At 38.2% G+C, this 25,713-nt stretch carries 17 protein-coding genes; 5 read left to right on the plus strand and 12 right to left on the minus strand.

Going from position 1 to position 25,713, the window contains the following annotated elements:
- Positions 1 to 33: 33 nt before the first annotated feature.
- From AN944_RS10260 to AN944_RS10280, 5 genes are all read right to left on the minus strand, one after another.
- Entirely contained in the window at positions 34 to 3,492 is a 3,459-nt protein-coding gene (locus AN944_RS10260; protein WP_055024521.1) for a TonB-dependent receptor, read from the minus strand.
- A gap of 583 nt (positions 3,493 to 4,075) precedes the next feature.
- A complete protein-coding gene (locus AN944_RS10265; RefSeq protein WP_055024522.1) occupies positions 4,076 to 6,439 on the minus strand; it encodes a hypothetical protein in 2,364 nt (787 codons plus the stop codon).
- Positions 6,440 to 6,520: 81 nt separating this feature from the next.
- Positions 6,521 to 7,597 carry a family 43 glycosylhydrolase gene (locus tag AN944_RS10270; protein WP_055024523.1) on the minus strand — a complete coding sequence of 359 codons (1,077 nt, stop codon included), beginning with the start codon at positions 7,595 to 7,597 and terminating at the stop codon, positions 6,521 to 6,523.
- Positions 7,598 to 7,673: 76 nt separating this feature from the next.
- Positions 7,674 to 8,624, minus strand: coding sequence for a sugar kinase (locus tag AN944_RS10275; RefSeq protein ID WP_055024524.1), 951 nt, complete (start codon positions 8,622 to 8,624; stop codon positions 7,674 to 7,676).
- 2 nt (positions 8,625 to 8,626) lie between these two features.
- Entirely contained in the window at positions 8,627 to 10,240 is a 1,614-nt protein-coding gene (locus AN944_RS10280) for a sugar porter family MFS transporter (RefSeq protein ID WP_055024525.1), read from the minus strand.
- 441 nt (positions 10,241 to 10,681) lie between these two features.
- Here AN944_RS10280 and AN944_RS10285 point away from each other — a divergent pair, with 441 nt between their 5' ends.
- From AN944_RS10285 to AN944_RS10300, 4 genes are all read left to right on the plus strand, one after another.
- Entirely contained in the window at positions 10,682 to 13,048 is a 2,367-nt protein-coding gene (locus AN944_RS10285; protein WP_055024526.1) for a beta-galactosidase, read from the plus strand.
- A gap of 315 nt (positions 13,049 to 13,363) precedes the next feature.
- Complete coding sequence (locus AN944_RS10290) at positions 13,364 to 13,981, plus strand: GntR family transcriptional regulator (RefSeq protein WP_055024527.1); 618 nt, start codon at positions 13,364 to 13,366, stop codon at positions 13,979 to 13,981.
- Between the two features lie 681 nt (positions 13,982 to 14,662).
- Positions 14,663 to 14,995: a hypothetical protein gene (locus AN944_RS10295; protein ID WP_055024528.1), complete on the plus strand. Its 333-nt coding sequence runs from the start codon at positions 14,663 to 14,665 to the stop codon at positions 14,993 to 14,995.
- A 198-nt stretch (positions 14,996 to 15,193) separates the two neighbouring features.
- Positions 15,194 to 16,567, plus strand: coding sequence for an RICIN domain-containing protein (locus AN944_RS10300; RefSeq protein ID WP_235530886.1), 1,374 nt, complete (start codon positions 15,194 to 15,196; stop codon positions 16,565 to 16,567).
- Between the two features lie 157 nt (positions 16,568 to 16,724).
- On the opposite strand, the gene AN944_RS10305 is transcribed toward AN944_RS10300, so the two are convergent.
- The 4 genes from AN944_RS10305 to AN944_RS10320 form a co-directional block, all read right to left on the minus strand.
- Positions 16,725 to 17,270, minus strand: a complete 546-nt coding sequence (locus AN944_RS10305) for a HEPN domain-containing protein (protein ID WP_235530887.1) — start codon at positions 17,268 to 17,270, stop codon at positions 16,725 to 16,727.
- A gap of 68 nt (positions 17,271 to 17,338) precedes the next feature.
- The gene (locus tag AN944_RS10310; RefSeq protein WP_055024530.1) at positions 17,339 to 17,659 is read right to left on the minus strand and encodes a YkgJ family cysteine cluster protein; all 321 of its coding nucleotides are present in this window, start codon (positions 17,657 to 17,659) and stop codon (positions 17,339 to 17,341) included.
- Positions 17,660 to 17,768: 109 nt separating this feature from the next.
- The gene (locus AN944_RS10315; RefSeq protein ID WP_055024531.1) at positions 17,769 to 18,473 is read right to left on the minus strand and encodes a pseudouridine synthase; all 705 of its coding nucleotides are present in this window, start codon (positions 18,471 to 18,473) and stop codon (positions 17,769 to 17,771) included.
- Between the two features lie 96 nt (positions 18,474 to 18,569).
- Positions 18,570 to 19,322, minus strand: coding sequence for a hypothetical protein (locus AN944_RS10320; protein ID WP_055024532.1), 753 nt, complete (start codon positions 19,320 to 19,322; stop codon positions 18,570 to 18,572).
- Positions 19,323 to 19,686: 364 nt separating this feature from the next.
- Between AN944_RS10320 and AN944_RS10325 the strand changes: the two genes are divergently transcribed.
- Positions 19,687 to 20,115, plus strand: coding sequence for a hypothetical protein (locus tag AN944_RS10325; protein ID WP_055024533.1), 429 nt, complete (start codon positions 19,687 to 19,689; stop codon positions 20,113 to 20,115).
- A gap of 102 nt (positions 20,116 to 20,217) precedes the next feature.
- On the opposite strand, the gene AN944_RS10330 is transcribed toward AN944_RS10325, so the two are convergent.
- The 3 genes from AN944_RS10330 to AN944_RS10340 form a co-directional block, all read right to left on the minus strand.
- Complete coding sequence (locus tag AN944_RS10330) at positions 20,218 to 20,976, minus strand: SapC family protein (protein WP_055024534.1); 759 nt, start codon at positions 20,974 to 20,976, stop codon at positions 20,218 to 20,220.
- Positions 20,977 to 20,994: 18 nt separating this feature from the next.
- Entirely contained in the window at positions 20,995 to 22,596 is a 1,602-nt protein-coding gene (locus AN944_RS10335) for a tryptophan halogenase family protein (RefSeq protein ID WP_055024535.1), read from the minus strand.
- A 207-nt stretch (positions 22,597 to 22,803) separates the two neighbouring features.
- Positions 22,804 to 25,578 (minus strand): TonB-dependent receptor, encoded by a 2,775-nt coding sequence (locus AN944_RS10340; protein WP_055024536.1) that lies wholly within the window; start codon positions 25,576 to 25,578, stop codon positions 22,804 to 22,806.
- Positions 25,579 to 25,713: the final 135 nt, after the last annotated feature.

A 25,713-nucleotide genomic window follows, 5' to 3' on the forward strand; every position in this document is an offset into this window, starting at 1 on the left:
CCAAAGGCGGCTTTTTTCGAATAAAGAATTTGATTAGAAATTCATTCGGGCATTTAAACGGAATGTACGACCCGTTTGATATTGATAAACGGTACGCGAATCTGTTGCATCTCCACTAATTGGGCTTCCCTCATCTAACACATTGCCATTCACATTTAAGAATCGGCTTGTATAGTATTGGCGAATGCCTTCATCAGTTAAATTCACTGCTTGGAATGAAAAGGTAACAAAATCATTTAGTTTATAACTAGCTGAGAAATCGAGGGTTTGACGCCCTTCTTCCCATAGAGAACCTGACTCCCAAGAACGTTTAGCTAATTGATCACTATTACCTCGGTATGACAACCTAAGTTGATGACCATTCTTTTCCCAAAATGCGGTGACATTATAACTATGCTCTGGTGTGTAGGCGACTTGTAAAGCTGGTAATTTCACTGAATCATCTATCGATGACACCTCTTGGTCATATTCACTATCTTGGTATGTATAGTTTGTTTGAACACCTAAACCAGATAACCAACCAGGCAACATGTCAAAGGTTTGAATATACTGTAATTCAACCCCTTTAATCGTCGCACCTTTACCATTTTTAATTCGTGTGGTTTTAAATTGCGCACACATTTGTTCTAAATCACCTGAGTACATCCAGTCTTCACGGAACTCATCACTGCCTTGGAAGCGTTTAGGCATACATTGTTCAAGACTGTCTTGTCCTGCAACTAACACGAGATCATCAGGATTATATGACTCACCTTCAGTTAAACCAACATCACGTAAATCATCCATGTAGGTAACAACGGTTTCTGATTCTTCAAAGTTAGTCATATCTTTGTAGAATAATCCTGCTGAAAGCATACTGGTTTCATTGAAATACCATTCATATGATAAATCTAGGTTGACTGACTCAAGTGGGTCAAGCTTTGGTGAGGTTAATGTGATTGTATTATTACGGTTGTAACCACCCCATTGTGTTTCACTCACTTTAAAACCAGGACGTAATGAGTCTATTTGTGGTCTAGACATGGTTTTAGATGCTGCAAAACGTAAAATCGTATCGTCTAAAAGCATGTAATTTAGATTTAAACTCGGTAAAAACACGTCATAGTCATGTGTACCAGTAACATCAAAAGTTCGACGACTTCGATCTTCTGTAGCAACTAATTGACCATTCTCATCAAACTGACGATCACCATATACATAGAATTTTTCAGTAGAGACATCACTGTGACGCCACAACCACCAATCAGTCTCGTTAGGATTGCCACGCACAGTATTTGGGTCGAAACATGGGCCTTGATCAGCAATTAAAACATCATCGGTTAGATCATTTGTTCCAACGGTATCATAACCTTGTCCATCAACTCGTCCCCAACGCGCTTCAGCATTCCAGTCTGTACCATAAAATGGAATACCACCACATTCAGGTAAACTTGAATCCCGTAGTTCAGCAAGTTTAAAGGGATCCATTAAACGGCCAACGTTTCCTGGGTCAAAAGCAAATTGCACCCCTGATGATCCTGCTGTTGATACTTCTGTTTTTACATAACGCACACCAAGATCACCTGACAATCGGCCTTCAAATAAGTCAAAGTTTGCTTTTAAATAAGTAGCAAAATTTTCAAGTTCAGCTGAGCGGGTATTAGAATCATCGGGCGAAAAGCCAACAGATGGAGAACCCAAGGCGACATCGAATGCTTTAAAGGCAGAGAACGTGGCCCAACCATCTGTAAATGCATCACGTCCATAGCCATTGCTTGACATAAAATCGTCAACAGGGAAATCGGTGTCTGTTGCAAATAAATCACCACTAAGGGATATCAAGCCATCATTGAGCACAGCAGGATTACCGGTATAAGGGTTGTTAACCACAATACCTTCTCCAACGCTGTTGAATGCATTTTGTTGATCATCAACATATTTTTCGCGTTCAGTGTATTTAGCGCCAAATTCAACGCTGGTGATAGGCCCAGCATCTAACACCCAATCAAAATCTACAAATGCTGATTTTTGAACATCTTCCACAGCAACAACTGATCGATTTAAAAAGGTTAAATGCTGCGCATCTAATTCATCAGGATTAAAGCCTGTGGTGCTATAGTTATCCCAAACATTTAACGGGTCGCCAAATTCGTTATTCGCACCGTAATCAATTAAGCCCTGACCACCCACTAGGGTACAAGGTCCGTTAGTACAGTCATAACCAACAGGTTCAATATCTGTTGCTGGAACATTCTTAATCAACCAGCGATTGATGTTGCCATAGTTTTGCATGGCAATATACACTTGATTGTCTGGGATACGCTCAGACTTCGAGTAACCTAAACCCGCTTCCATAATGAAGTTATCTGAAATGTCGTGGCGAACGTCAAATGAGATTAAAGTGTTTTCTTCTTCATATTTGTTTTCAGACTGAATTAAACCACCGTCGCCAAATCGATTTAGATACTTTGTGAACGTATTTGTTTTGGTATCAATCGTATGCCAATTTTCTTGTGGATCACTCCAAGCAGATGGGCCACCACCTAATCCTGGATCGACACCCTCGATCATATTACCTTGCTGGCCACTTCTTACTTGTACACCATGCATCGAGCTTTCGAAATCTTGTTTGGTATAATTGGTGTTGAGGTTAAATTCTGTTGCACTGGTTGGTGCCCATTGCAGACCTAAATTAAAATTAAGGCGTTCAACATCATTATGACTTAATTCGTATCGGCTATTCTTGTTGGTGATGCCCCACACATCTTGTACTTGGTTGCCTTGTGTGTCTGTTGCAAGGTGTGAAAATTCTGAAACCCATTGATCAGCGGCATATTGATCACGACGATATGAATTTGTTTCGGATACTGCGGTAAATATAAGACCAAACGTGTCATCTAAGAATTTTTCTGAAATCGTCCCAGATAAACGATAATTTTCATCTTCCAGTAAATCGTTATAACGGCCTTCAACAGTCAAATTGCGGATTTCATAATTTAAATCTAAGGGCTTATTGGTTATTAAATTAATATTTGCACCTAAAGCGCCTTCTTCATGATCTGCACTCGGTGTTTTTACTACCTCGATTTTTGATAAAATATCTGATGAATACTGCGATAAATCGACACTTTGGCTAAAGTCTGTTGAACCTAACTGTACCCCATTTAAGCTAATATTATTTTGTTGTGAATTTGCACCACGAACAGTAATTCTCGACCCTTCACCATCAACTGATTGAACAGTCACACCGGTAACACGAGATAATGCATCAGCAATATTTTGATCCGTTGATTTACCAATATCTTCTGCATTGATTGAGTCAGTTAAATTTTCCGCAAAGCGTTTATCGTTAATGGATTTTTTTAAACTCCCTTTTAATCCTTTTACTTGGATTACTTCCATTTCTTCTGTGGAGTCATTATTCCCTTCTTCTGCTGATACCTGTAATGACATCGCAGTTAGCAAGGCCAGATACACTGAGCTGTATTTATAAGTTTTGTTTTTAAATGGCATGTCTACTCCCCCAAGAGCGTTTATGTTTCTGCCTCATTGAACTGCAAAAGTTAAAATAATGTTGCAACTCTGTTTGTAGACATTACTGATCAATAAAATAACTGTCAACATAATTTTGTTAACAATATTCAATTAATCATATTCCTAAACAATGCCATTTATAATTAAGGTTTATTTTATAATAAACGGTTTTTTTACAATATATTAACGTGTATTACGTGAGAAATAAATTACTGACACTAATCTATTAGCCGCTGATTTTATTGATAATATCTATCTAATAATAATTAGCGGCATAGTCAGAATTTTGAAATAAAGCGCAATAGCATTTTCTACTGTATTGAGTCAATATCTAGATAAATACGCCACAAAAATGCAGTATTTGTTATTGAATGTTTGTTCAAATTGCGGAAAATAAAAGAGTGATTTTATGAGTTGATAGGCGTGAAATGTTAATTTTTTGATAAAAATATGCCGGTAAATCTTAGTGTTTGACTTTAGCCGGCATATATCATTTTATGACCGGCATATATCATTTTATGACCGGCATATATCATTTTATGAATTGTCGCTTGAAAATGGTTTAAGACCATTTGTGCAAAAAAGGCCAACCTGGAAATTGCTTACCTTTGTTTGGATCGGTATTCCATTCCCAACATTCAAATTCAAATTGTTGGGCTTTGTGGTCAACCTTCACAATACCATAGCCCTCGCTCTTCAATGATCGGTCTGCCAAAAAGTTACTCCATGAATTTTTGGTTTGTTGCTTAAAGTCATCATAAGTTACTTTCGGGTTGGCAACGGCCAATACGCGCATTTTATTACCAAAGATGTCGGTAAAGTTGCCAGTATTAGGATCATTATTGAACGGGTTATCAAGTTTGCCTAAACCTTCAAACCAACGCTGCCAGAATGCGGCTGCTGCAGGGCCGGCGAAAAATAGCGGTCCATCATCAAAGGTATCAAGCCCTTGTTTGGCCATCATTGGTAAATGTTGGTCGCCACAGATCACCACGGCACCGGCGTCTTTAATCAGCTTAACTGCACGGGTTCTACCATCAGGTGGATAGCCGTTTGAGTCATAATCTAATAGCGGCTCTAAGTTGCTTTTAGTTTGAGGTGATCCCCAAATAGAGGAGGCAATACACACTTTAGGTAAGCCTTTGTCCATATCGGCCCATGCACGCAAAAACTGCTCTTGACGATGACCTAACAACTCTCCCTGAGTGTGTACTGGATTGATATTAATATTACGCCTTGATTTAAACTTTCTATCTTCAACCAGCGCAAAACTCACGCCACCATACACAAAGGCACCATAAGTTACCGGAATATCATGATCTATTGGCGTAGGATCATACGCATCCGGATTATGACCATGCTGCATACGGTAAACCATTTTAACCAGCGCTTTGGTTTCCATATAGCCGCCATCTTCTTCAGTGCGTTTGTCTCCTTCTAGTACCACAGGATCCCTACCGCCGACTCCCCACAAATTGCCTTGTAATACATCATGGTCATCGGCTAGCAATATCGACGGTTTATTTCGTATTGAATCTCCAAATGTCCAATACCATAAGTACCAGCGATACAACATATCTAAATAAGAATCAGGTCTTCCACGCCATACTTGCGTGGGCGTTGCTTCATAATATTGATCACCACAAAACACATACATATCGGGTTCATGACTATCACAATTACCGACTAACTCAGTATGCGGAAATAAAATGTTTTCAGGACCAAAACGACCTAATAGCTTTTCTTGTTTCAAGCGCGTTTTGTAGTGTTCAATATCTAGTGACAAGTTGGTCGGAACTAAACAAGAATATAATGCAATCGACAACGTCTTAGACTGACCAGGATCTTTTAATATTTGACCTTGGTAAAGTACCTCTGCGATACCTTTATCATGACTAACAACCCGGTAATCATATTCTTGTGTATTATCCCACCCCTCTACTCTAAATTGAATGACATAACCGGGTTCAATTTGCGAAGTAGTAGATTGCCATTCGGTGTTTGATGATTGACGATATTCAAGTGTAACCTTGCGATATTCATTATCAGCAACAGGCATAAATTGTGCACTTAGCTTTAATACTGATTTATTCAGGCTATGCATACAGCCAATAACTGGTCCTAATCCTCTATCATCAGATTGAGACAGTTTGTCACCACCGGACTGAATATCTTCAAACGCCCATCTTGCGCCACTTTTTTTTGATGGCATTGATGACAACAACATCACGCCGCCAAGTAATTCAGAACTAGGTACACTAGTACGAACAATAAAGCCTAATTCTTTGTTGGTTTTACTGTCTATGGCGATCAAACGCACATCAAAGTTATTATTTGATACTGGGTCAATATGGCAATCTAAAATGATTTCACGGTCATGAAGTTGGCCGATATTAACTGTATTAGTTCTAACCACTTTTTCGAAAGCCAGCGGCTTATTGGTGTCAGAAAAATCTCTAAAACTTAGCTCACCTTTGTCATTAATGACCGCCATAAAGCCGCCATTTTTTCCCGATGCGCGTTGAATTAACGCACTAGCACGGTAATCAAGTTGGTCTGCACCTGCCGCTAATAAAAAACCACAAAAACCGGCTTTAGTCGGCGTTAAGTTACTGACTTTTGCTTTGATACGTGCTGGCTTTGGTGCGTTGTTGAGTTGGCGAGTTAAAATAGACACTGTGCGCATTTCAAAACCACGCTCACCGCGAATACATTCAATTTTACCCGCATTCAAGCGCCAATCTTGCAAACGATTACCCCAAAACGCTTTTCCAAGCCAAGGGCGTTGAACATTGCTTGGCAATAATTCAACGGGGGTTGTTTTTGTTAATGAGCGTCTACTAGCTGCAGCTCTTGCTGCTTGTGTCGGAAACAGCATGCTTCCTGCAGCTAACGCTGACAGCTTTATAAAACTTCGCCTATCCATAAGCGCCTCATTTTTAATTTGTCACTGAAATGACTTAGATAGTTAAACCTTCAACAATTAGGCCTAGTAATTAAATAGTGTTTAGTTACTGTTTTGAAATGTGCCTGCATCAAGGATTTGTCGTTTTATGCTAAAGCGACAAATATAATTCCAATTCCAGCTTGGATCATACTTATGACATAAGCCCCAATCTAAACCTGGTTTAGCTGTTTCAGAGCCGCCACGATACAAGCCAATAGCTTCAGGTGCGCCTTTAATATGAGCTTTGATTTCAAAATTTTGGCCATCTTTGGCAAACTGTATGGTATTTTTTTCTGGTCCGTCTGTTGTTAATAATGACGCTATACCACCTTCAAAATTCCAAACCACCACTTCGTGTCCACTGTTTGAAATTGGGTTTAACTCAGATTTGATATACGGTCCTTGAATATTGTCAGCAACTGCCACACCATGCTTAATTTCACGTCCGCCAAAATTCATTTCTTCACCCATAGTTTCACCTTTGTAATAAAGGTAGAACTTGTTATCGAAAAACAGTAAACACGGATCATGTACTTTATGGCTGTCAAAACTCCCTTTGCTGGTAACATGAAAGCGATTATCTTCATCTCCTCGCCATTGCCCATCTTTACTTGGACTTAAGATAGGAGAAGCTGATTTATGCCAAGGGCCATAAGGGCTATCTGAACTGGCCAATGCAATTTCTTCATATTGTCTGTTGGTGTAAGGTGTCGTCACAGTTTGATAGACAAGGTAATAACGACCTTGGTGAGCTAATACTTCAGGTGTAAAAATAGCGCGATCATCATATTGGCCACTTTGGCCCCGTTCAATGGCTACACCTTGCTCTTTCCATGTTTCACCATCTGTCGACGTTGCATGCCAGACTTCCGTTAAATCCCAAGGAAACACTTTGTCGTCTACGTTTTCAGAACCAAAGCCGACCGTTTCCCCGATACCTTTGGTATACCAGCAATGCAAGACTCCATCGACACTAATCACAGATGAAGGATCCCGTCTAATTACACCTTCTTCATAGGCAAAATCACCTTTCAAAGGCGTTACATCAAACTCAACTAACCAATCAGACGTTGTTTGGTCATATCCTCTTTCGATTGCTCGTTTACTAGCAAGGCTCAACGGTTTATTAGGGTTCATTTGGGTTCCTAAAATATCTTTTGTTTTTATAGTTAATGCGGCTATTAATTTTTAAAGTCGTAATCACTAATCACGTTTATGCACAATTATTGTTGATTTTAGATTTCATCATTTGTTGATAAACATCACCAGGGAGTAAAGCGCCTTTGTGCTGCACAACTTCACGAGCAACAAAACAAGCGTCTGCAAGTGCGAGAGAAATACTGTTGCCAGCTAACCTACTGGAGAGATACGTACCAGCAAATGAGTCACCTGCAGCTGTTGAATCGACTTGTTGAGGAGCTGGATTAAATGCTTGATGGTCTATTAACGAACTAGAGTCATATATATAAGTACCATCAAGGCCACTCTTTACTACAATCTCTGATACCGCTAAGGATTGGCAATACAGAGCGACTTCGGTAGCGTTGTTATGGTTATAAATAATCTGATGTTCTTCTACACCAGGTAAGGCAATATCACAGTGCTGGTAAGCTAAATCAAACCACGTTTTTGCATGTTCAACAGACTGCCACATTGCGATGCGGTAATTAGGATCAAAGGCGATTAATGCACCCTGTTGGCGAAATTTCTGTATGAGATTAAGCAGTAAATGTTTATCTTCATCAGTGAGAATCCCTAACGAAATACCACTAAAAAACACGAGATCAACTTTACCAATACGGTTTAATAATTTATCCGTCGTTAGCACTTTCATCATCTGAGTGGCTGCAGACTGATTACGCCAATAGCTGAAACTGCGTTCACCTTGATTATCAGTAGCGATGGCATAAATACCAATTGTTGCTTGCTCAATACTTAACGCCGATTGACTGTTAATACCGTTTTTATCCCACGCAGCTCTCATTGCTTTACTAGGTTGATCATGACCAATTGCACTAAAGAATTGACAATCAATTTTTGGCTCATATTGTTTGGCGTAGACCAAAGCATTGTATGTGTCACCAGCAAAAGCACGGTGTAACAATGACGTAGAATATTCAGATAGTTCCATCATGCACTCGCCAATGGCTAACATAGACTTCATGTTTATGCCTCTCTTTTAGCGAGTGGGATACTATTATCTTTGTTATCAGTGTGTTTGCCTGAGAGCAAAATTTCTATTTCTTCAATACTTTTATTTTTCGTCTCTGGCATGATTTTGAACAACAAAATAAATCCTATTGCACCACAAATAGCATAAAACAAGAATATTTCATCAGCACCAAACACACTTAATTGCCAAGGGAAAAACTGCTGCACTAAATAACTTACGAAGCTTGTGATAAACGCAAAAACAGGAATCGCAATACCACGAATATGTGTTGGGAATATTTCAGAAAATAACACCCACATTATTGGGCCAATTGAAAAATGAAAAGCTGCAATGAAGCCAATAATACCCGCGATAATTAAGTTAGCATTGATGGTTGCAGCACTTTGCAGCAGCACACTTTCATATTGCTTAGCATCCGACTCACCTAGCACACTAATCAAGGCTGTCTTAAATTCAACGTCACTTTGAAAAACAACGTTTAACATAGATGTTAAAGGCTCAATGTTCACTTGTTCTGCTAGAGACACTAATGATTGTTCTGTTAATGAATAAGTAGCCTGACTAAAGCCCCAGTAACAAGCAAATAAACTTATGGTGGCTGTAGCGAGTCCCCAAATAACTAAGGGTCTTCGACCAAGCTTATCGATTAATAAAATAGCGACCACAGTAAAGATAATACTGACGAGTCCGACTACAACAGCTTGAAAAAATGCAGCATCAGTGCCTATTCCAAGCTGTTCAAATACTGTGGGTGCGTAAAACATAATCGCATTGATCCCAGTGATTTGTTGCACAATACCTATGGTTAATCCAAGAATCACCACGCCCCGGACTTTACTATCAAAAAGACTTTTAAAGAGTACCCAAAATGATTCTTTTTCATTGTGACTTTTAAGGCTTTGTTTGATCTGGGCGACTTCATCTTCGCACTGAGTCGTATTGTTAAATTGATTAATAATCAGTTTAGCTTTGTCTTCTTTTCGCTTCATGATTAGCCAGCGTGGGCTTTGCGGGATGTTAAGTAGTAATAAAAACCACACTATAGCGGGTAAAATTTCGATACCTAACATCCAACGCCATGTATGGGTGTCGATATGCAATGATGAAACCCAAGGGTACGCACTTTCTGATATTTCTAATATGGCAAAGTTTGCAAAGTAAGCAATGGATAAACCCACTACGATGTTGATTTGAATTATAGAAACTAACTTACCGCGTAAATGCGATGGTGCGATTTCACCAATATACATTGCAGCTACGGATAAAGAGGTAAATGCGAGCCCGCCAATAAACCTAGCGACAACCAATGATTCAAAGCTGGTGGCCATGACTGATAACACCGCTGAAATAATGTAGATAAATGAGATAATAACTAAGGTTTTTTTACGTCCTATCTTGTCGCATATAAACCCTGTGACCATCAAAGCAAATATAACTCCGAAGCCAGGTGCACTGACAACAGTTCCAATTTGAAGATCCGTTAAATCAAATTCTGTAGTGACAAAACGCACTGTGCCAGATATCAACGCTGCATCTAAGCCAAAAATAAAACCGCCCAATGCCACAACCAACGCACAATATAAAACACTGTGACTTTTAATAATCATATTAACATCCACTATCTATTTAATTATCTACTTATATTTGTGCTGAGCAATGTAACCCAAATGTTTGGTATGCTTTTAACAACACACTTATTGGCTCTTCAGACTTTGACTTCATCTCGCGACCAACAATGCAATTAACATTACATTAGCACTAACAATAAATAGATAGCAACTATTGTTAACAATTTACCAAAATCAATTTAGTTATTCTGCTAAAACAAAGTAAACAAATTACCCCATAACCTTAAAAGGTCATATTTTATAATTACTTAAGAATCTACAGAGTGTTAATCCATAACAGTCCTGCTTAATTCAACATTCAAAACTTTTAGATTTTTACCTTGTTTCAGCATTAACGTATTGCTAATAAAAAATTAACAATGTAGATTGTTAACAATAATTATTAACTGTTTAGCTAAGTCAAAATGCTTTGGGAAAAAGATGAATATAAAATTAGATACTCGAAATGCGCTTAGGTATAGCTTCATAGCGACAACAATTTTGTCCACTATCGCTTGTCAACATGACACACAAAATATAGGCCAAAACACGACACCAACCGAAAGTGTGCCATTGGTAGTTAACAGCAAACAAGCGATGGATTTGATTAACTTCAATAGCCAAAGTAACAACATAATTAAACCTGTTGCCGCTCAGACGAGCATTTCTGATGGCAAATTACATGTCGCTTTTAACTCAAAAGATAATAATTATAGCGGTGTCAGTTTTGTTCCAGAAAAAGCATGGGACTGGAGTGACTTGAATGACTTTAACTTAGCTTTTGATATCGTTAATACCAGTAATCATAGTGTACAGTTGTATCTTGATATCAGTGATATTGATGGGTTTACTTATACACGAACAGTAAATGTCCCTGTTGGAGATAACATTCAAACCTATTACGCAAAAATGGCTGGCCATGACTTAGGTGTGATGGATAGCGATCATAAAGTAGAACTCAACTTCACCTCAGGTTTACGTTCGAATCCTGATACTTGGCAAAGTAATGAACATCAATTTACCTCTATGTGGGGGAAGAAGAATCTCAATACGGCTGGCATCGCCAAAATTAGTTTAAGTGTTCAAAGCAATCTGCATGACAAATCTATCGATATTAGTCGAGTACAAATTAGGCAAAATCCAAAATTTGACCCCCTCTTTCTAACTGATATCGTTGATCAATACGGACAAAATAAAAAACAGGACTTTATTGGGAAAGTTCATAATGATCTAGAGTTAGAACAACAACGTGTCGACGAGGCTAAAACATTTACCGGTAAAGTCGCAGAAGATAGAAGTCGTTATGGTGGATGGTTATCAGGCCCTAAGTTAACGGCGACAGGCTTTTTTAGAACAGAAAAAGTGAACGGTAAATGGTCATTAGTTGACCCTGATGGATATCTATATTTGGCCACAGGCATTGATATTATCCGTTTATCTAATTCCTCAACATTAACCGGATATGACTTTAAGCAAGCGTATATTGTCCAACCACCTAAAGATAATGTCACACCAGAGGATTCTCAAAAATTAAACCGCGTATCTGATGAGGCAATAGCGAGTCGATTTATCGCATCTGACACACGCACAAACATGTTCAGTTGGTTGCCCGACTACGATGCCCCTTTAGGTAAACATTTTGGTTATCGTCGCAGCGCACATTCTGGTCCATTAAAGCATGGAGAAACGTTCAGTTTTTATTCGGCAAACTTAGAACGTAAATACGGTCAACAAGCTGAAGGCTATATGCAGGCATGGGAAGATACCACAGTAAATCGAATGCTAGATTGGGGCTTTACGTCCTTAGGGAATTGGACCGACCCTAGGTATTACGACAACAACAAAATCCCCTATTTTGCTAATGGTTGGATCATTGGAAATTATAAAACGGTTTCTAGCGGTGATGATTTTTGGGCGCCAATGCCAGATGTATTTGACCCCGAATTTGAAAAACGCGCATATGCTACCGCTAAGGTCATATACGATGAAGTAAAAGGCAATCCATGGTGCGTAGGTATTTTCGTTGATAATGAAAAAAGCTTTGGCCGTTCGGATAGTACAGAAAGCCGCTATGGCATTGTCGTCAATACGTTAACTAAAAACGGTGCTGAAGTACCAACCAAAGCTGAATTTACTCGTCTGATGAAACAAAAGTATGTGGATATAAATAAGTTAAATCAGGCTTGGAACAAATCGATTACTGATTGGGCAGAATTTGATAGTGGTATTGATTCGAGTATAAACAACTCTGAACAAATCAATGATTATGGATTATTGCTAACAGCCTATGCTGACAAATATTTCAGCACTGTTAATAAAGCAGTAAAGCATTACATGCCAAATCATCTGTATTTAGGCTCTCGTTTTCCAGATTGGGGAATGCCACGAGAAGTCGTTAATGCATCAGCTAAGCATGTAGATGTTATAAGCTTTAACTCATATAAAGAAGGCTTAACCAAAAAGTCTTGGGCATTTTTACAAGAAATTGATATGCCGAGCATAATTGGTGAATTCCATATTGGTGCTAAAGATTCAGGTTTATATCATCCTGGGCTTATTCTCGCATCAGACCAACAAGACAGAGCTGTTATGTACAAAGACTACATGAAGTCTGTCATCGATAATCCCTATTTTGTCGGTGCTCATTGGTTCCAATATATTGACTCACCTATTACCGGACGTGCCTATGATGGCGAAAACTACAATGTGGGTTTCGTTTCGGTAACTGATACGCCTTATCCCTATATGGTGGAAGCTGCAAAAGTAATCAACAAAGCAATGTATCAACAACGTTTTAAGGAAAAATAAACAGATTCAATTTATCGAAGTATTTCTCTCCCCAGTGAGTACTTCATTTTGCTCCAACCTATTAAGGTTGTTTGTCATCTGAACAGGTCTTCAGGTTGCCCATTTTACCGTTAGTTAGCCATGTAATTTGTTAACAATATAATGGTAAATGGGCATTTTTTTGCTTTTTTAAAAGTAGGATATAAATCTTGCACTTTAAATTCAGGCACTTATAAAAAATTAAAGTGTATATTTTTAACAATATGACATTTGACAATTGTAATAAAATAGCTCAATGTCTAGAATGTTAAATAATATGAATAAATTGGATATATCATGGCTGCAGCTAAACCTACCAAAATCTTATCGGTAAAAGACCAAATTGCTGATCAATTACGTTCAGATATTATCTCGGGAGATTTGGCCCCGAATACCAAATTAAATGAACAAGAACTTGCTAAAAGATTTGGGCTTTCACGTGGGCCAATCCGTGATGTTATCCTGCAGTTAACCAAAGAAGGCTTGCTAATTTCTAAGAACAATTGCGGCGCTTCAGTTAACAGTATATTAGAACCTAAGCTGCAAAAGTTAATGATAAATCTTCGTCAAAATATAGAGGTTTATGCGATTGAAAATCTCAAGCAAAACCCATTAACAGATGATGATGTTGCTCAATTAGAGTCGATTCTAGATGAACTACAAGCGGCGTTTGATAGAGAAGATTTCACAGAAGTCACTAAGGTTGATATTTCCTTCCATAATTACCTAATTTATAAAGCCGGTGGCGAAGATTTGGTGAATATTTGGTATCCATATGTAATGCGTATGCGTTTAAATTATAAACGTATTACATCAAGTTCTGAGTGTGTTGAAGAGCACAGAGGAATATTACAGGCCTTACGTGAAGGTGACATTAGTCGAGCATCTAAAGCGATAAAAGCTAATATTAAATAAATCAGCAAGTTTCTCTTATCTATTATCAAGGGCAGTTTTCACTGCCCTTTTGGCTTTTTAAAATTGAATGTTTTTTAAAATGAATGTTTTTTCGTGAAACGCTCAACCATTAAACTTAACAGCCAACAATTAACTAGCATCGATTAACTAACAAGGATTAATCCTTGTTTCCTAGGTGAATTCGAATCCCTTGAACAACAAACACTCCAAAACGTTGGCTTCAAGCTCATTAATTAACTCAATGGTTAATTCAAAATAGTCTTGATACTCGCCTTTTCGAACCTTTAGATCAGACGTTATTACTTTCAATTTTTTACTTAGATAAGTTATTAACAATACATCGAATCACATGAATAACTCTATCTTGATGCTTGTTTTTATATTGATTAGGGATTCTTTACAGTATTTACCCGTGAATTAAATTGCATTTAAAAACCAATTGATTATCAATTGCTACTTTTAAGTATAAAATACAATTGTTTACACTAGCAATTTAATTCAACGCCTCAAATAGTAAAAATTAACCTTAATAAATTTTGTTAACAATATTCATTAAACAATGTTAGGTTAGCGATATCTTAATTAAGGATAGATATGTTTGAAGGTGATCCGTAAATCGTCACCTTGTTGTCTACGAAGTTATTGTGTCCTGTTATGTTAAATAAATAAAAGTGAACATATATGACCTCGAATAATCTAGGCGATAAACAACGTCTCAACGCTATTATTATCATTGCTATGTTTATAACTTTGTTAGGTTGTGGTTCTTCAACTGCAGATAACAATGAAGTAAATGCCCCCATAGTCGACAATGTCATTGTACCTGACAGCGCTCCAGATCCATTTCATTTTACGCCAATAACAAATGCACCACTAGCGAGCAAAAATGCCTCTGAGGTTATCCATATCTCAGAAATAAATACCTCGGTAGATGTCAATGTCACCGGTGAGTTCATTACCTCAATTTCAATGCAATATTTTGCTCAATCAAAACCACTGAATCATTTTGAATAACTGATAAGACTATTTTTATTCGTTCAGTTTATTTCTGAGCAATTCATGCTCTTGCTTGTATAGCAAGCAGGAGCTGAACACATCTTGTCAGTTTGTAAGTGGTATTCAATCTGGCTGGATCTATTTTTGTTTAATCAAAAATAGCCATTAGTTAAACACTTTTTACAAGAAAGTGTTCTTCATAAGAAAGGGAAATTTATGAAACCTAGTATGAATGTTATCTATGCTACTACTTTGATGGCCACCAGTGCATTAACCACTGTTTGTATTGCAGCTGATTGGGATAATATTCCATTACCTGCGGATCCTGGTAACGGTTTAGTTTGGCAACTAAATGAACAATATTCTGATTCATTTAATTATCAAGGTAAAAATGCCACTTTTAACAGTAAATGGAATGATACCTACTTTAATAATTGGGAAGGCCCTGGTTTAACTCGATGGAGTCAAAACGAATCATGGGTTTCTGATGGTAATTTAATTATTAGTGCCTCACGTAAAGCGCCAAACCTAGTTAATGCGGGTGTTATTACCTCTAAAACAAAAGTTAAGTATCCTATATTCCTTGAAGCTAACATCAAGGTTAGTAACTTAGAGTTATCTTCCAATTTCTGGCTCCTGAGTGAAAATGACGAACGGGAAATTGATATTCTAGAAGTATATGGTGGGTCTCGTGAAACCTGGTTTACTCAAAATATGTCAACCAACTTCCATGTCTTTTTACGCAATAGTGATAACAGCATACGAAGTGACTTTAACGACCAAACCCATAATACTCCCACTTGGGGAAACTATTGGCGTGAAGGGTTTCATCGCTTTGGCGCTTATTGGAAAAGCCCTACCGATGTGACTTTTTATATTGATGGACAAGAAACCCCTCAAGGCTCATGGGCTGAAGTCGTAATGAAGGATAAAGATTATACTGGTGCCATCATGGACAAATACCAATATACGATGAATGAAGAGATGTTCATTATATTGGATACTGAAGATCATTCATGGCGTTCTGAAGCTGGCAATGTGGCAACGGATGCTGATCTTGCCGATCAAAGCAAAAACAAAATGTATGTAGATTGGATACGAGTCTATCAACCAGTTACTAATGGCGGCTCTGGAGGCGATAATGGTGGCAATGATGGCAGTATAGAACCAAATACTCAGTACAACTTTGTCGCTAAGCACAGTAATAAGTGTATTGATGTTATCAATAGTCAAACCTATAACGGCTCTCAGTATCAGCAAGCATCTTGTACTAACACCAATGCACAGAAGTTCACTCTTAACCAATTAAGTAACGGCTTTTATACGATTAGATCAAACGTTAGCAATTTATGTTTAGATTTATCTGCCGGTAGCACAAGTAATGGCGCTAAAATTCAACAGTGGGTGTGTAATAGTAGTAATCAAAACCAAATGTGGAATTTAGCAGATAAAGGTGATGGATATTACGAGATAATCAGCAAAGTCAGTAATAAGTGTCTTGATATCGCCGGTAAGTCCACTAATGATGGCGCTTCTCTGACTCAGTGGAGCTGCTATAACGGAACCAATCAACAATTTAAAGTAGAGTAAATACCAAAAGTGATTTAACCGACAGCACCCAATGCTAACAAGGTCGTGACTGCCATGCTAAAACATAGCAATCACAGGTTAGCGAAGTATGGGCGCTTTTAAATCATGAGTGTTAAGTGCCATTAATATAAAGTGTTTATTTAACATTATTATGAGCTCAGGATTCTTGGTTTAACAGTTGATTAAAGTGATCAACCAATACAAAACACAGCTCGATATACTGTACCGCTTCTAACTTACCAACCTGGTAATCTTTTGCATGGGCAACTTTGTTACGTAACTGGCGTAATTCATTAAATAGTTTAGCTTTTTTAGTATCAACTAAATGCTGTGAAATCAAGGTTTCTTCAATTAATTTGTAGCGAGTACTAGATTCAAGATCCACGTTATCGAGCTTTGCTACTATCAGGTTTTCAGCTGCATCATCAACCTCTCGCCAAGCTTCTAGAATTGAGGAGCTAGGTAAGTTATCTACAGAGGCAATCAAAATTGCTTTTTTATTTTGTTTAAGCTCAGGAAAAGCCCCTTGTGCATGTTTTGATACAGCCTTTAATTCTTGTCCAAATTCAACTTCAAAGTCTTTAAACTTTAGTTTTCTAGCCAAAGGGATCAAACGAGCGATGGGTTTTTGTAACTTCAAAACGCAAAATACAAACACTAAAGGCCAAGCGAGTTTATCCAATAACTCTATAATAAATTGCATACCATTCATTAAGATACATATCCTTTGTTATTAAGTTTGGCGCAGCAAGAGAATAGCCTAAAACGCTTTTAATCTTCAACTGTTAACTGTTTTCGTTCTTCAACACATTCAAAAGATCCCATTTCAAATTCTCTGCATATCCAAGGCCTATTTTCATAAATCGTGCACATCAATGTGCCTCGATCAACAGCCGCGCACCAACCATCATCAAGACGCTTCATTACTTGCCCTCCCCAACTATCTTCACTGATGTATTCATCGGGTACGCCGGTATCAGAAATTATCATTACTTCTAATTTACAGCAGCAAGCCTTGCAAGTGATGCAAGTTGCGTTAGGATCAATCTCATTTAGGGTTTGGCTCGGAATTTCGTTGATGTCTATTTTCATGTGCTCACTTGATATTGATTAGCATCAACACCTGTATAAGAAGAACACCATAATAACTGATTGGGTAGATATTAGATAACGGAGAGTTTAATAAACCCATATTGACGCATTATGCTTGCTGGCTATACATTCCGAAGGAACTAATTTCAGAGGCCGTTAAATGACGCCATTGCTTTGAATCAAGATCCAATGATACGGCACCAACTTTTTCACGATGTAGTTGATTGACTCTGTTTCCTACAGCAAAAAACATTCGTTTAACTTGATGGTAGCGCCCTTCAGTAATCGTTAATAGCACGTGTAAGTCATCAATTTTAATTATCTTAGCGGGTCTTGTGCTAGTTGACTCCCCCTGTAATAACAGTCCTTGTTCTAATTTAGTTATCGCTTCTTCAGTGATCGGTTTTGCTAATGTAACCCGATACACTTTGGGGCAATGCATATCTGGTCGAGTAATATTAAAGGACCAACGGCCATCGTCAGTAATTAATACCAAACCAGATGTGTCAGCATCCAAGCGACCCACAATGTGTAGCTCATCTTTATTTTCGATATCGATGTCATTAAATACAGATGGGTATTCACCATCAACATTTGAGCACAATGTATCAGGTGTTTTGTGCAGTACAAGATACCTAAAAGGCCGTGGCGTTAACCGTTTACCAGTGTAAGTTATATGATTGTTTTCGTGTACTTGAATTGCACAGTCAGTAATGACTTGTTGATTAACCTCGACTAATCCCGACTCAATGACATTCACTACCTGTTGTTTATTCAATTGTGTACTACGAAGCACAAACTTATCTAACCGCATCGGACTTATATAGCCTTATTTATTTTCGGGCATTGATGAAAATGAAAAACGGCCTTGCGGCCGCTTAAAATGATAAAAACAACTATGCTAACTAAGTTAATACCAAACTTGTTCAATTGCATCTGCAATTACTGGCGCGAAATTACCAAGTATATTCGAGTGACCACCAGTGTACATAGCGAAGCTAGTATCTTCCTCTTCGGTTTCACCATCAGCTGTTAACACATAGGTCAATGAAGGAAACTCTACGATACTGATATCATCCATAATCTCAGCACCAGCCACTAATTTATACTCATCATTACTTAACTCAGTATAGGCGATTTCTGATAGTTCAGAATTTGAGATGGCGTCGATTGTTGTCATGTTTGCTAACGCAATTGGATTCTCTGAATCACTACTGAGTACTAAGTTCGCTACGTCATAACCTTCAGGCTCTGACCAAGTGTAGCTATAACCATCATCTTGTTTGTAAGTACGGCTATTTTCAAAAAAGACTTTCGAAGCACTGTCATCTGTTTCAAGGTGAAAAACAACACGACTAACATTGTACGATTTAGCATTACCATTACCATTACTGATAACGGCTTCTTCCATGGTGTACTCAACTTTTACTTCTCTCACGTTATTCGCATTAACGACATTTATACAATGAGTTTCTATTTTTTTAGTTGCAGTACATAGGCGATTAATAACAGCTTCACTTAAACCGAGTTGTGCAGCTTGGTCTTTAAAGCCAGAATCAATTTTGGCTTCTGGATCTGTAGGCGATGGATGAACTAACTCTTCTAAAATATCACAACCGGATAAACTTAACCCAATGATACAAATAGCCACTGCTTTATACATTTAAACGCCCCACCCTTACAAAATAAGAGTACACCGTAGGCTAAATAAAAATCTTAGTCAATGGAGATTATTGGCTAATTATCAGGCCTTTGACCGTCGCAGCAAAACCATTAATCGGTAACTGTCAAAGTAAAACCAGATACAAACCTAATTTTAAAAAACATGACAATATTGTAAAGTTGCTGTTCTCGTTTAACCTCGGTTAACAAATAAGACAACAGACGGCTAAACTATTTTAGTTGATTACATGTTGCTTTTTGATGGGTTCAATCCTACATAACCGATTCTGCTAAGCCCTTTATTGTTTGTAACATACCAGTATTCGAACTACAGCACTTTTGAAGCTGAATGACTAGGTATATAAATGATGAAGAAAACAATAATAGCGCTAACAATGATGACGTTAAGTGCAGGTGCGCAAGCAGAATCTAATCAAGCATCAACCGATAAACTTAATTCTGCTATGGAACAACTTACCGTTGTCGATGAGCAAACGGATATTTTTATTACGGTAGATGAAGATGCAAGTTTTGAAAGCGTCACTTATCAGGGATTTATTACTGACATCTACAGTGAAATCTACGTAACTAGCCACGAGGCCAAAGAACACGGTTTAGAAAAAGTTAAAAAATTCTATATCTATAATGAAGTTGATATTGATGCATTGAGTCATAAAATAGCGGCAAGGATAGATGCTGACAAACCAACCGCTTTTTCTGTTGATTTGTATCGTGATTATCGTAATGACTCTGGTAAATTTACCTTCATAGCCCGTGTTATAGAGTATAAATAATCATTACGCTTGTTAATGATAAGTTTGAATAGGAATTTACTACAGAGCTGACACAAGATGTTCAGCTCTTTTTAATAGCCTTTTGTCAGCTGTTACTGAAAACTATCTTTCAGATTTAGCCTGTTGTAATTGTTGGTTTTTTAACTTTATCAACTTTTGTATATTTCCCATCGACGCAATCATTAAATAACATGCTTGCAAGTACCCTTGCTTAGTTAACTCAGTCAATGCTGCGGGTGTTAAGTTGATTAACTCAGTCTCATTAATGACATATAAGCCATTAAATGTATGCTGTTGTCCATCAATGAATGTTACAGAAACTTCAACAGCCTCAATTAAGTCGAGTTCAATCAGTGTTGTAATAAACGCATCTGTTTTTATGATCCCTTGTGCCAATTGATACACTAGCTGATGCATGTCCTTTAAATAGGCACTGGCTGAACCATCATTCTCAAACAATTGCTTCGCATCGACATTAGAGCAAGGAAGTTCAACAACGCGTTTCGCGTTCATATCGATAGTTAATGCGGTATTGTCGGTGTTTAGTGACTCGTTGTCAGCGCCACCTAATCGGGCAAGCATGAAAGGCTGTCGTTTCACATGCATAGGGATCATAGTTGCATCCCAATTATCCTTAGTTAGAAACAGATTTTCACCTGACTCAAACCCTAATAAAGCATGTAATCCAAATTGGCCTGTTTGATTGTTTTTAAGTAAACAACAGGGGTATTCAATCACTAGCTTTCTTAATTCATCAGCAATAACTGGCACATAATGGACATTATCGCCAAATTGTTTGCCATATTGGGTTAGCACGGCGGTATTAAGATGTTGTTTAGGGTCGACTATTACATTATTCATTATGATCCCTCAGGTTTATTATATTTTTTGTAAACCATACTGATGAATTAAATTAAGCAGTGCCCGATTACTCGGTAATGTATTCATTAACTGCTGCGTTTTTTGCTTTGTAAGGTTGAATTGAGTTCGCGCTAAGTCTTGTTGTTTTTCATTAAGTGCCCAGGGAGCATTGTGTGTATTAAAGCCCATTCCATAAAGCACATATTGATAACTCGCTGCAGGAAAAACCTCTGTAGCATGAATAAAATCATTATCAGACGGCACTTGTGTCTGCCATAACGTTAATAGGGTCTGTAAACTGTTTGGAATTGACGCAGCCTTTCGATTATCTATCCAAAAAGCACTGTCATTGCGCTGATTCAACATGTAATGCAATTTTAGAAAATCAATGATTCGTTCCCATCGATATAAAAATGTATCATTAAAACGTTGGGCAACAATTTCCATCGATTCACGGTTAGCAGGTAATTGTTCTGCAATCATTGCCGCTGATATTTCTACTAATAATAATGCTGACGCCTCTAACGGTTCTAAAAAACCAGCAGATAAACCCACAGCGACACAGTTTTTATGCCAGAACTTTTCCCTATGACCAGGGTTGATTGGAATTTTTCGAAACGATAATGACTCAACGTCATCTACTGAGTCAGCTAAATACGTTTTTAACTCATTTAAAGCTTCTTGCTCGCTAATGTACTGACTAGCATAAACATGGCCAACCCCCCGTCTATTTGACAGGCCAATATCCCAAATCCAGCCACAAGACTGCGCAGTTGAAATAGTATGTGAAGCAATAGACGATTGCTCACTTTCATAAGGAACTTGAACAGCTATAGCAGAATCCACAAACAAAATGTCTTTGCAGCTTTTAAATGGCACATCAAAATGCTTAGCCAGTAATAATGAGTTAAAGCCTGTACAATCAATGAACAAATCGCCATGAATATCACCTTCGTCTTCAGTGGTTAACGAATCAATATAACCATAATCATCATTATTTATGGCAACCACATCTGTTACGAGGTGACTTACATCCAGTTTATTCACACAATGTTTTTTTAAAAATTCAGAAAACTTACCAGCATCCAAATGATAGGCATAATTAGCTTCAGCATCATATTCAGCCGTTGTTATGTATTTAGGAGCAAGGCCGGCTTCACACAGTGATTCTTGTGGACTCAAGGATGTAGAAAGTGAATGATTATAATCGGTAGTAAACCACTGACGAATCGAAGTTTCACTGTTTTGTCCTTCTGGCAACATCAAGGGATGATAATAATAGTCATCCTGTTTACCTGTCACCCACTTAGCAAACTTTGCTCCCTGTTTAAAAGATACATGACATTGTTTAATAAAGTCTGTTTCTCGGATCCCCATTTTTTTTAACGTCGTTCTCATTGTTGGCCACGTTCCCTCGCCGACCCCAATTGGCGCAACGTTGGCAGATTCAACCAAGGTGACAGAGTACTGACCAGCAAAGGTATTGTTAAGTTTAGCTGCTATGGTTCCAGCGGTTATCCAACCAGCACTACCACCACCAACAACGACAATATGTTGAATATTTTTAGACTGTTCATTGGCCGCATTCGCGGTGTTAACCGAGTCGATTGGATTAGGCATATTAACTCCAATTCTTGTTGTGAAAACTTTTAACTGTTATTTATAAATAAAAATGTGGTTACCATACATATGGCAACCACATTGAATTTTAACGAACAATTTTAGTCATCAGACTTAGAATACTAGCCCAAGTCAGCAAGATGTTGTCTTGATGATTTGGACTGATACCTTGCTTATATAAAATTGACATAAGCGTTGAGATACTGATTAAAACTTAGCACTGATGCCAACGGTATAACGTGGACCGTATTGCTCTGCAGCTAATAACTGCTCTTCAAAACGACCATAGCGTCTTACTGTTTCGTCAGTTAAGTTTAAGCCATCAAACGATACAGTGAATGTATCATTGATATCGTAGCTGAGACTTAAATCAAGTTGACCATACGCCTCAGTAAATGTTGGCTCATTACCTAAAGCGAGCAAGAACTCATCACGCCAGTTATAAGCAATACGCGCTTGGAAACTATCATTTTCATAAAATGCGACCAAGTTACCCGAGTCACTTAAACCTGTTAATGCAATGGTTTGATCAAAATTATAAGGGTCAAACGATTCATCACTGTTAACAATGGTGTAGTTAGCAACTGCGCCAAAACCACTATCCCAGAACATGTATTGAGCATTAAGCTCCCAACCGTCTACTTCACGATTTTGTAGGTTATCTGGTGTTGCCACTTCCCAAGTAATCACTGGATCGGTAGCCTGACCTAAACAGTTAGGGTTCGGCGTATCAGAGGCATCAGGACAACCCGCTCTTGGGTTAACACTTGGATCTGTTAACGCTTGACCGTTAACGTCATTGATCGATCTGTTTTCTGTGCCAGCACCGATGAAGTTTTCTACGTATTTTTTAAAGTAACCTGCAGAGGCAAAACTGCCATCATCAAAGTACCACTCCAACGACAAATCAAAGTTGTCAGAGGTAATTGGCAGCAAATTAGGGTTACCTTGTGAGGCATTAAATGGCCCACCAGGTCTTGCTGATACATTGGTCGCAGGGAACATTGCACTGATACCAGCACGAGATAAGGTTCGGCTATATGAGAAACGGGTTACGAGTTCATCTGTGACTGACATATTAAAGTCAAAATTCGGCAAAATACGAGTATAGCTACCGGTTAGCTCTTCAGCCGTAGGCGTATCATCATATACAGGTCGCAACTCCTGTGCATGGCGATAATTCATTGCAATGATGCCATTTTGTACTGAGTACGCTGTAACGTCAGTATCTTCGTAACGTACACCCACATTCATTTTGACAGGCATATCATTAAATTCAGTATCAAAATCAAATGATAAATATGCTGCTAACGTTTCTTCATTAACCCCGTTTGTTTTGATATTCGGTTCAGCAAATAAACCTTCAGCTTTGACAATATCGATAAATTGGTGAACATCATATTGAGAGATATATGGGAAAAGGTTATTCGCCCCAGGGAATTGATCAGCAGTGTCACCTAAAGGAATGAAACCTAAATCAAGGTCGTCAAGTGGAACATCAACAAAAGAAAATACCTCACTTAAGCGTGTATCAATCGTATAGTCCGTATTCATGATACCAAAGTTGATTTTGGTTAACGCACTGTCAGACGCTTCGTTTTCCCATGTACCAGAAAAACGATATTGCTTAATGTTGTTATCCATTGAATAACCACGCTTTTGATATAAATCAGAGACAATATTGTCTTTGTTATATGCGCCGCCTGGTAAATTAGAATCATCAACAATGACTTCTGGAATATCACCAATGAAGTTTGCACCAATTAATGCAACTGAACCCGAAGGGTTTTTAAGGTTCGCAAGGGTTTCAGCTGTTTGACCATCAGGATTTGATTTAGATGTTGAATCATGAACATCAAGTTCAAACTTTAATGTATCTGTTGCTTGCCATTCTATGTTTAGACCTAACGAATCATTTTCTTTTTCTTCATAATATTCCCAAGCCCAAAAGTTTAATTCATCGTCTTGATCTCGAGGGTTCCAAAGTGTGCCATTTGCATTTGCTGCCCCACTTGGGTTATCAAACCAAAATGCTGAACGATTGGTATAACTGGTTTGCTCGAATCGAGAAATAGTGTAATCAACAGTCGCAATGACAGAATCTACAGGCTGAATTTGCAGCACAGCTTGTGCATTTTGGCGAGTACGCTCTGTATCTAGTAGTTCAGTTTTAGCTGTCCAAGGTGTCCAAATGGCTTGTTCTGGGTTTTTATTGGTATCAATTGCAGACAAATCAACATTATCTCTGCTGCGGTTTCTTACCCAGCCATCGGTACCCACTATATCAGTATGGCTGTCACGCTCAGCATGAGAGGCAGATAATAAAAAGCCAACCTTGTCATCTGCAAATGTTTGGCTAATCATGCCCGAAATTTCGGGCGTCACAGAATCACCAGTTTCAACACTAGTATCGTAAATACCTTTCGCACTCACAAATGCTTTAAAGCCGTCATAATCAAACGGTCTTGCAGTGGTAATATCAATTGTTGCCCCAATACCACCTGACGTAATATCAGCTTTACCTGTCTTATAAACATTTACTCCAGAAACGCTTTCAGCTGCGATTTCACGGAAGTTAAAGCTACGAGACACCCCTTCTGATTGTAATGCTGACGAGTTTGGCATTTGACGACCATTTAGCGTCACCAAATTAAATTCTGGACCAAAACCACGAACCGTAACCTTGTTACCTTCGTTGTTTGCTCGGTCAATAGATACACCCGCTATCCGTTGTAAAGATTCAGCTAAGTTAGTATCGGGTAACTTACCTATATCTTCTGCACTAATGGCATCTACAACACCATCTGAATAACGTTTAGTTGACGCGGATTTGGTCAACGAGCTTCTGATCCCTTTGACCTGAATGACTTCAGTTTCTTGTGCTTGTGTGTCAGCGGCTAGGTCATCAGCCTGTACGCCTGTACTGGTAGCAATGATCATTGCTGCAGATAACGCGTTGAGTTTGAACTTACACTGTTTCATCTTAAAACCTTCTTATTATTTGGTTTAAAAGGTGTCTTGCTCACAAGAACAATGTAAATGACATTGCCAACGGCATAGCGAAGCCTGACCCTGTTAACAATCTAGCTACTTTTTAAACATTGTGTCAACTGTTTT

The organism is Shewanella sp. P1-14-1, from assembly GCF_001401775.1.
Classification (GTDB): domain Bacteria; phylum Pseudomonadota; class Gammaproteobacteria; order Enterobacterales; family Shewanellaceae; genus Shewanella; species Shewanella japonica.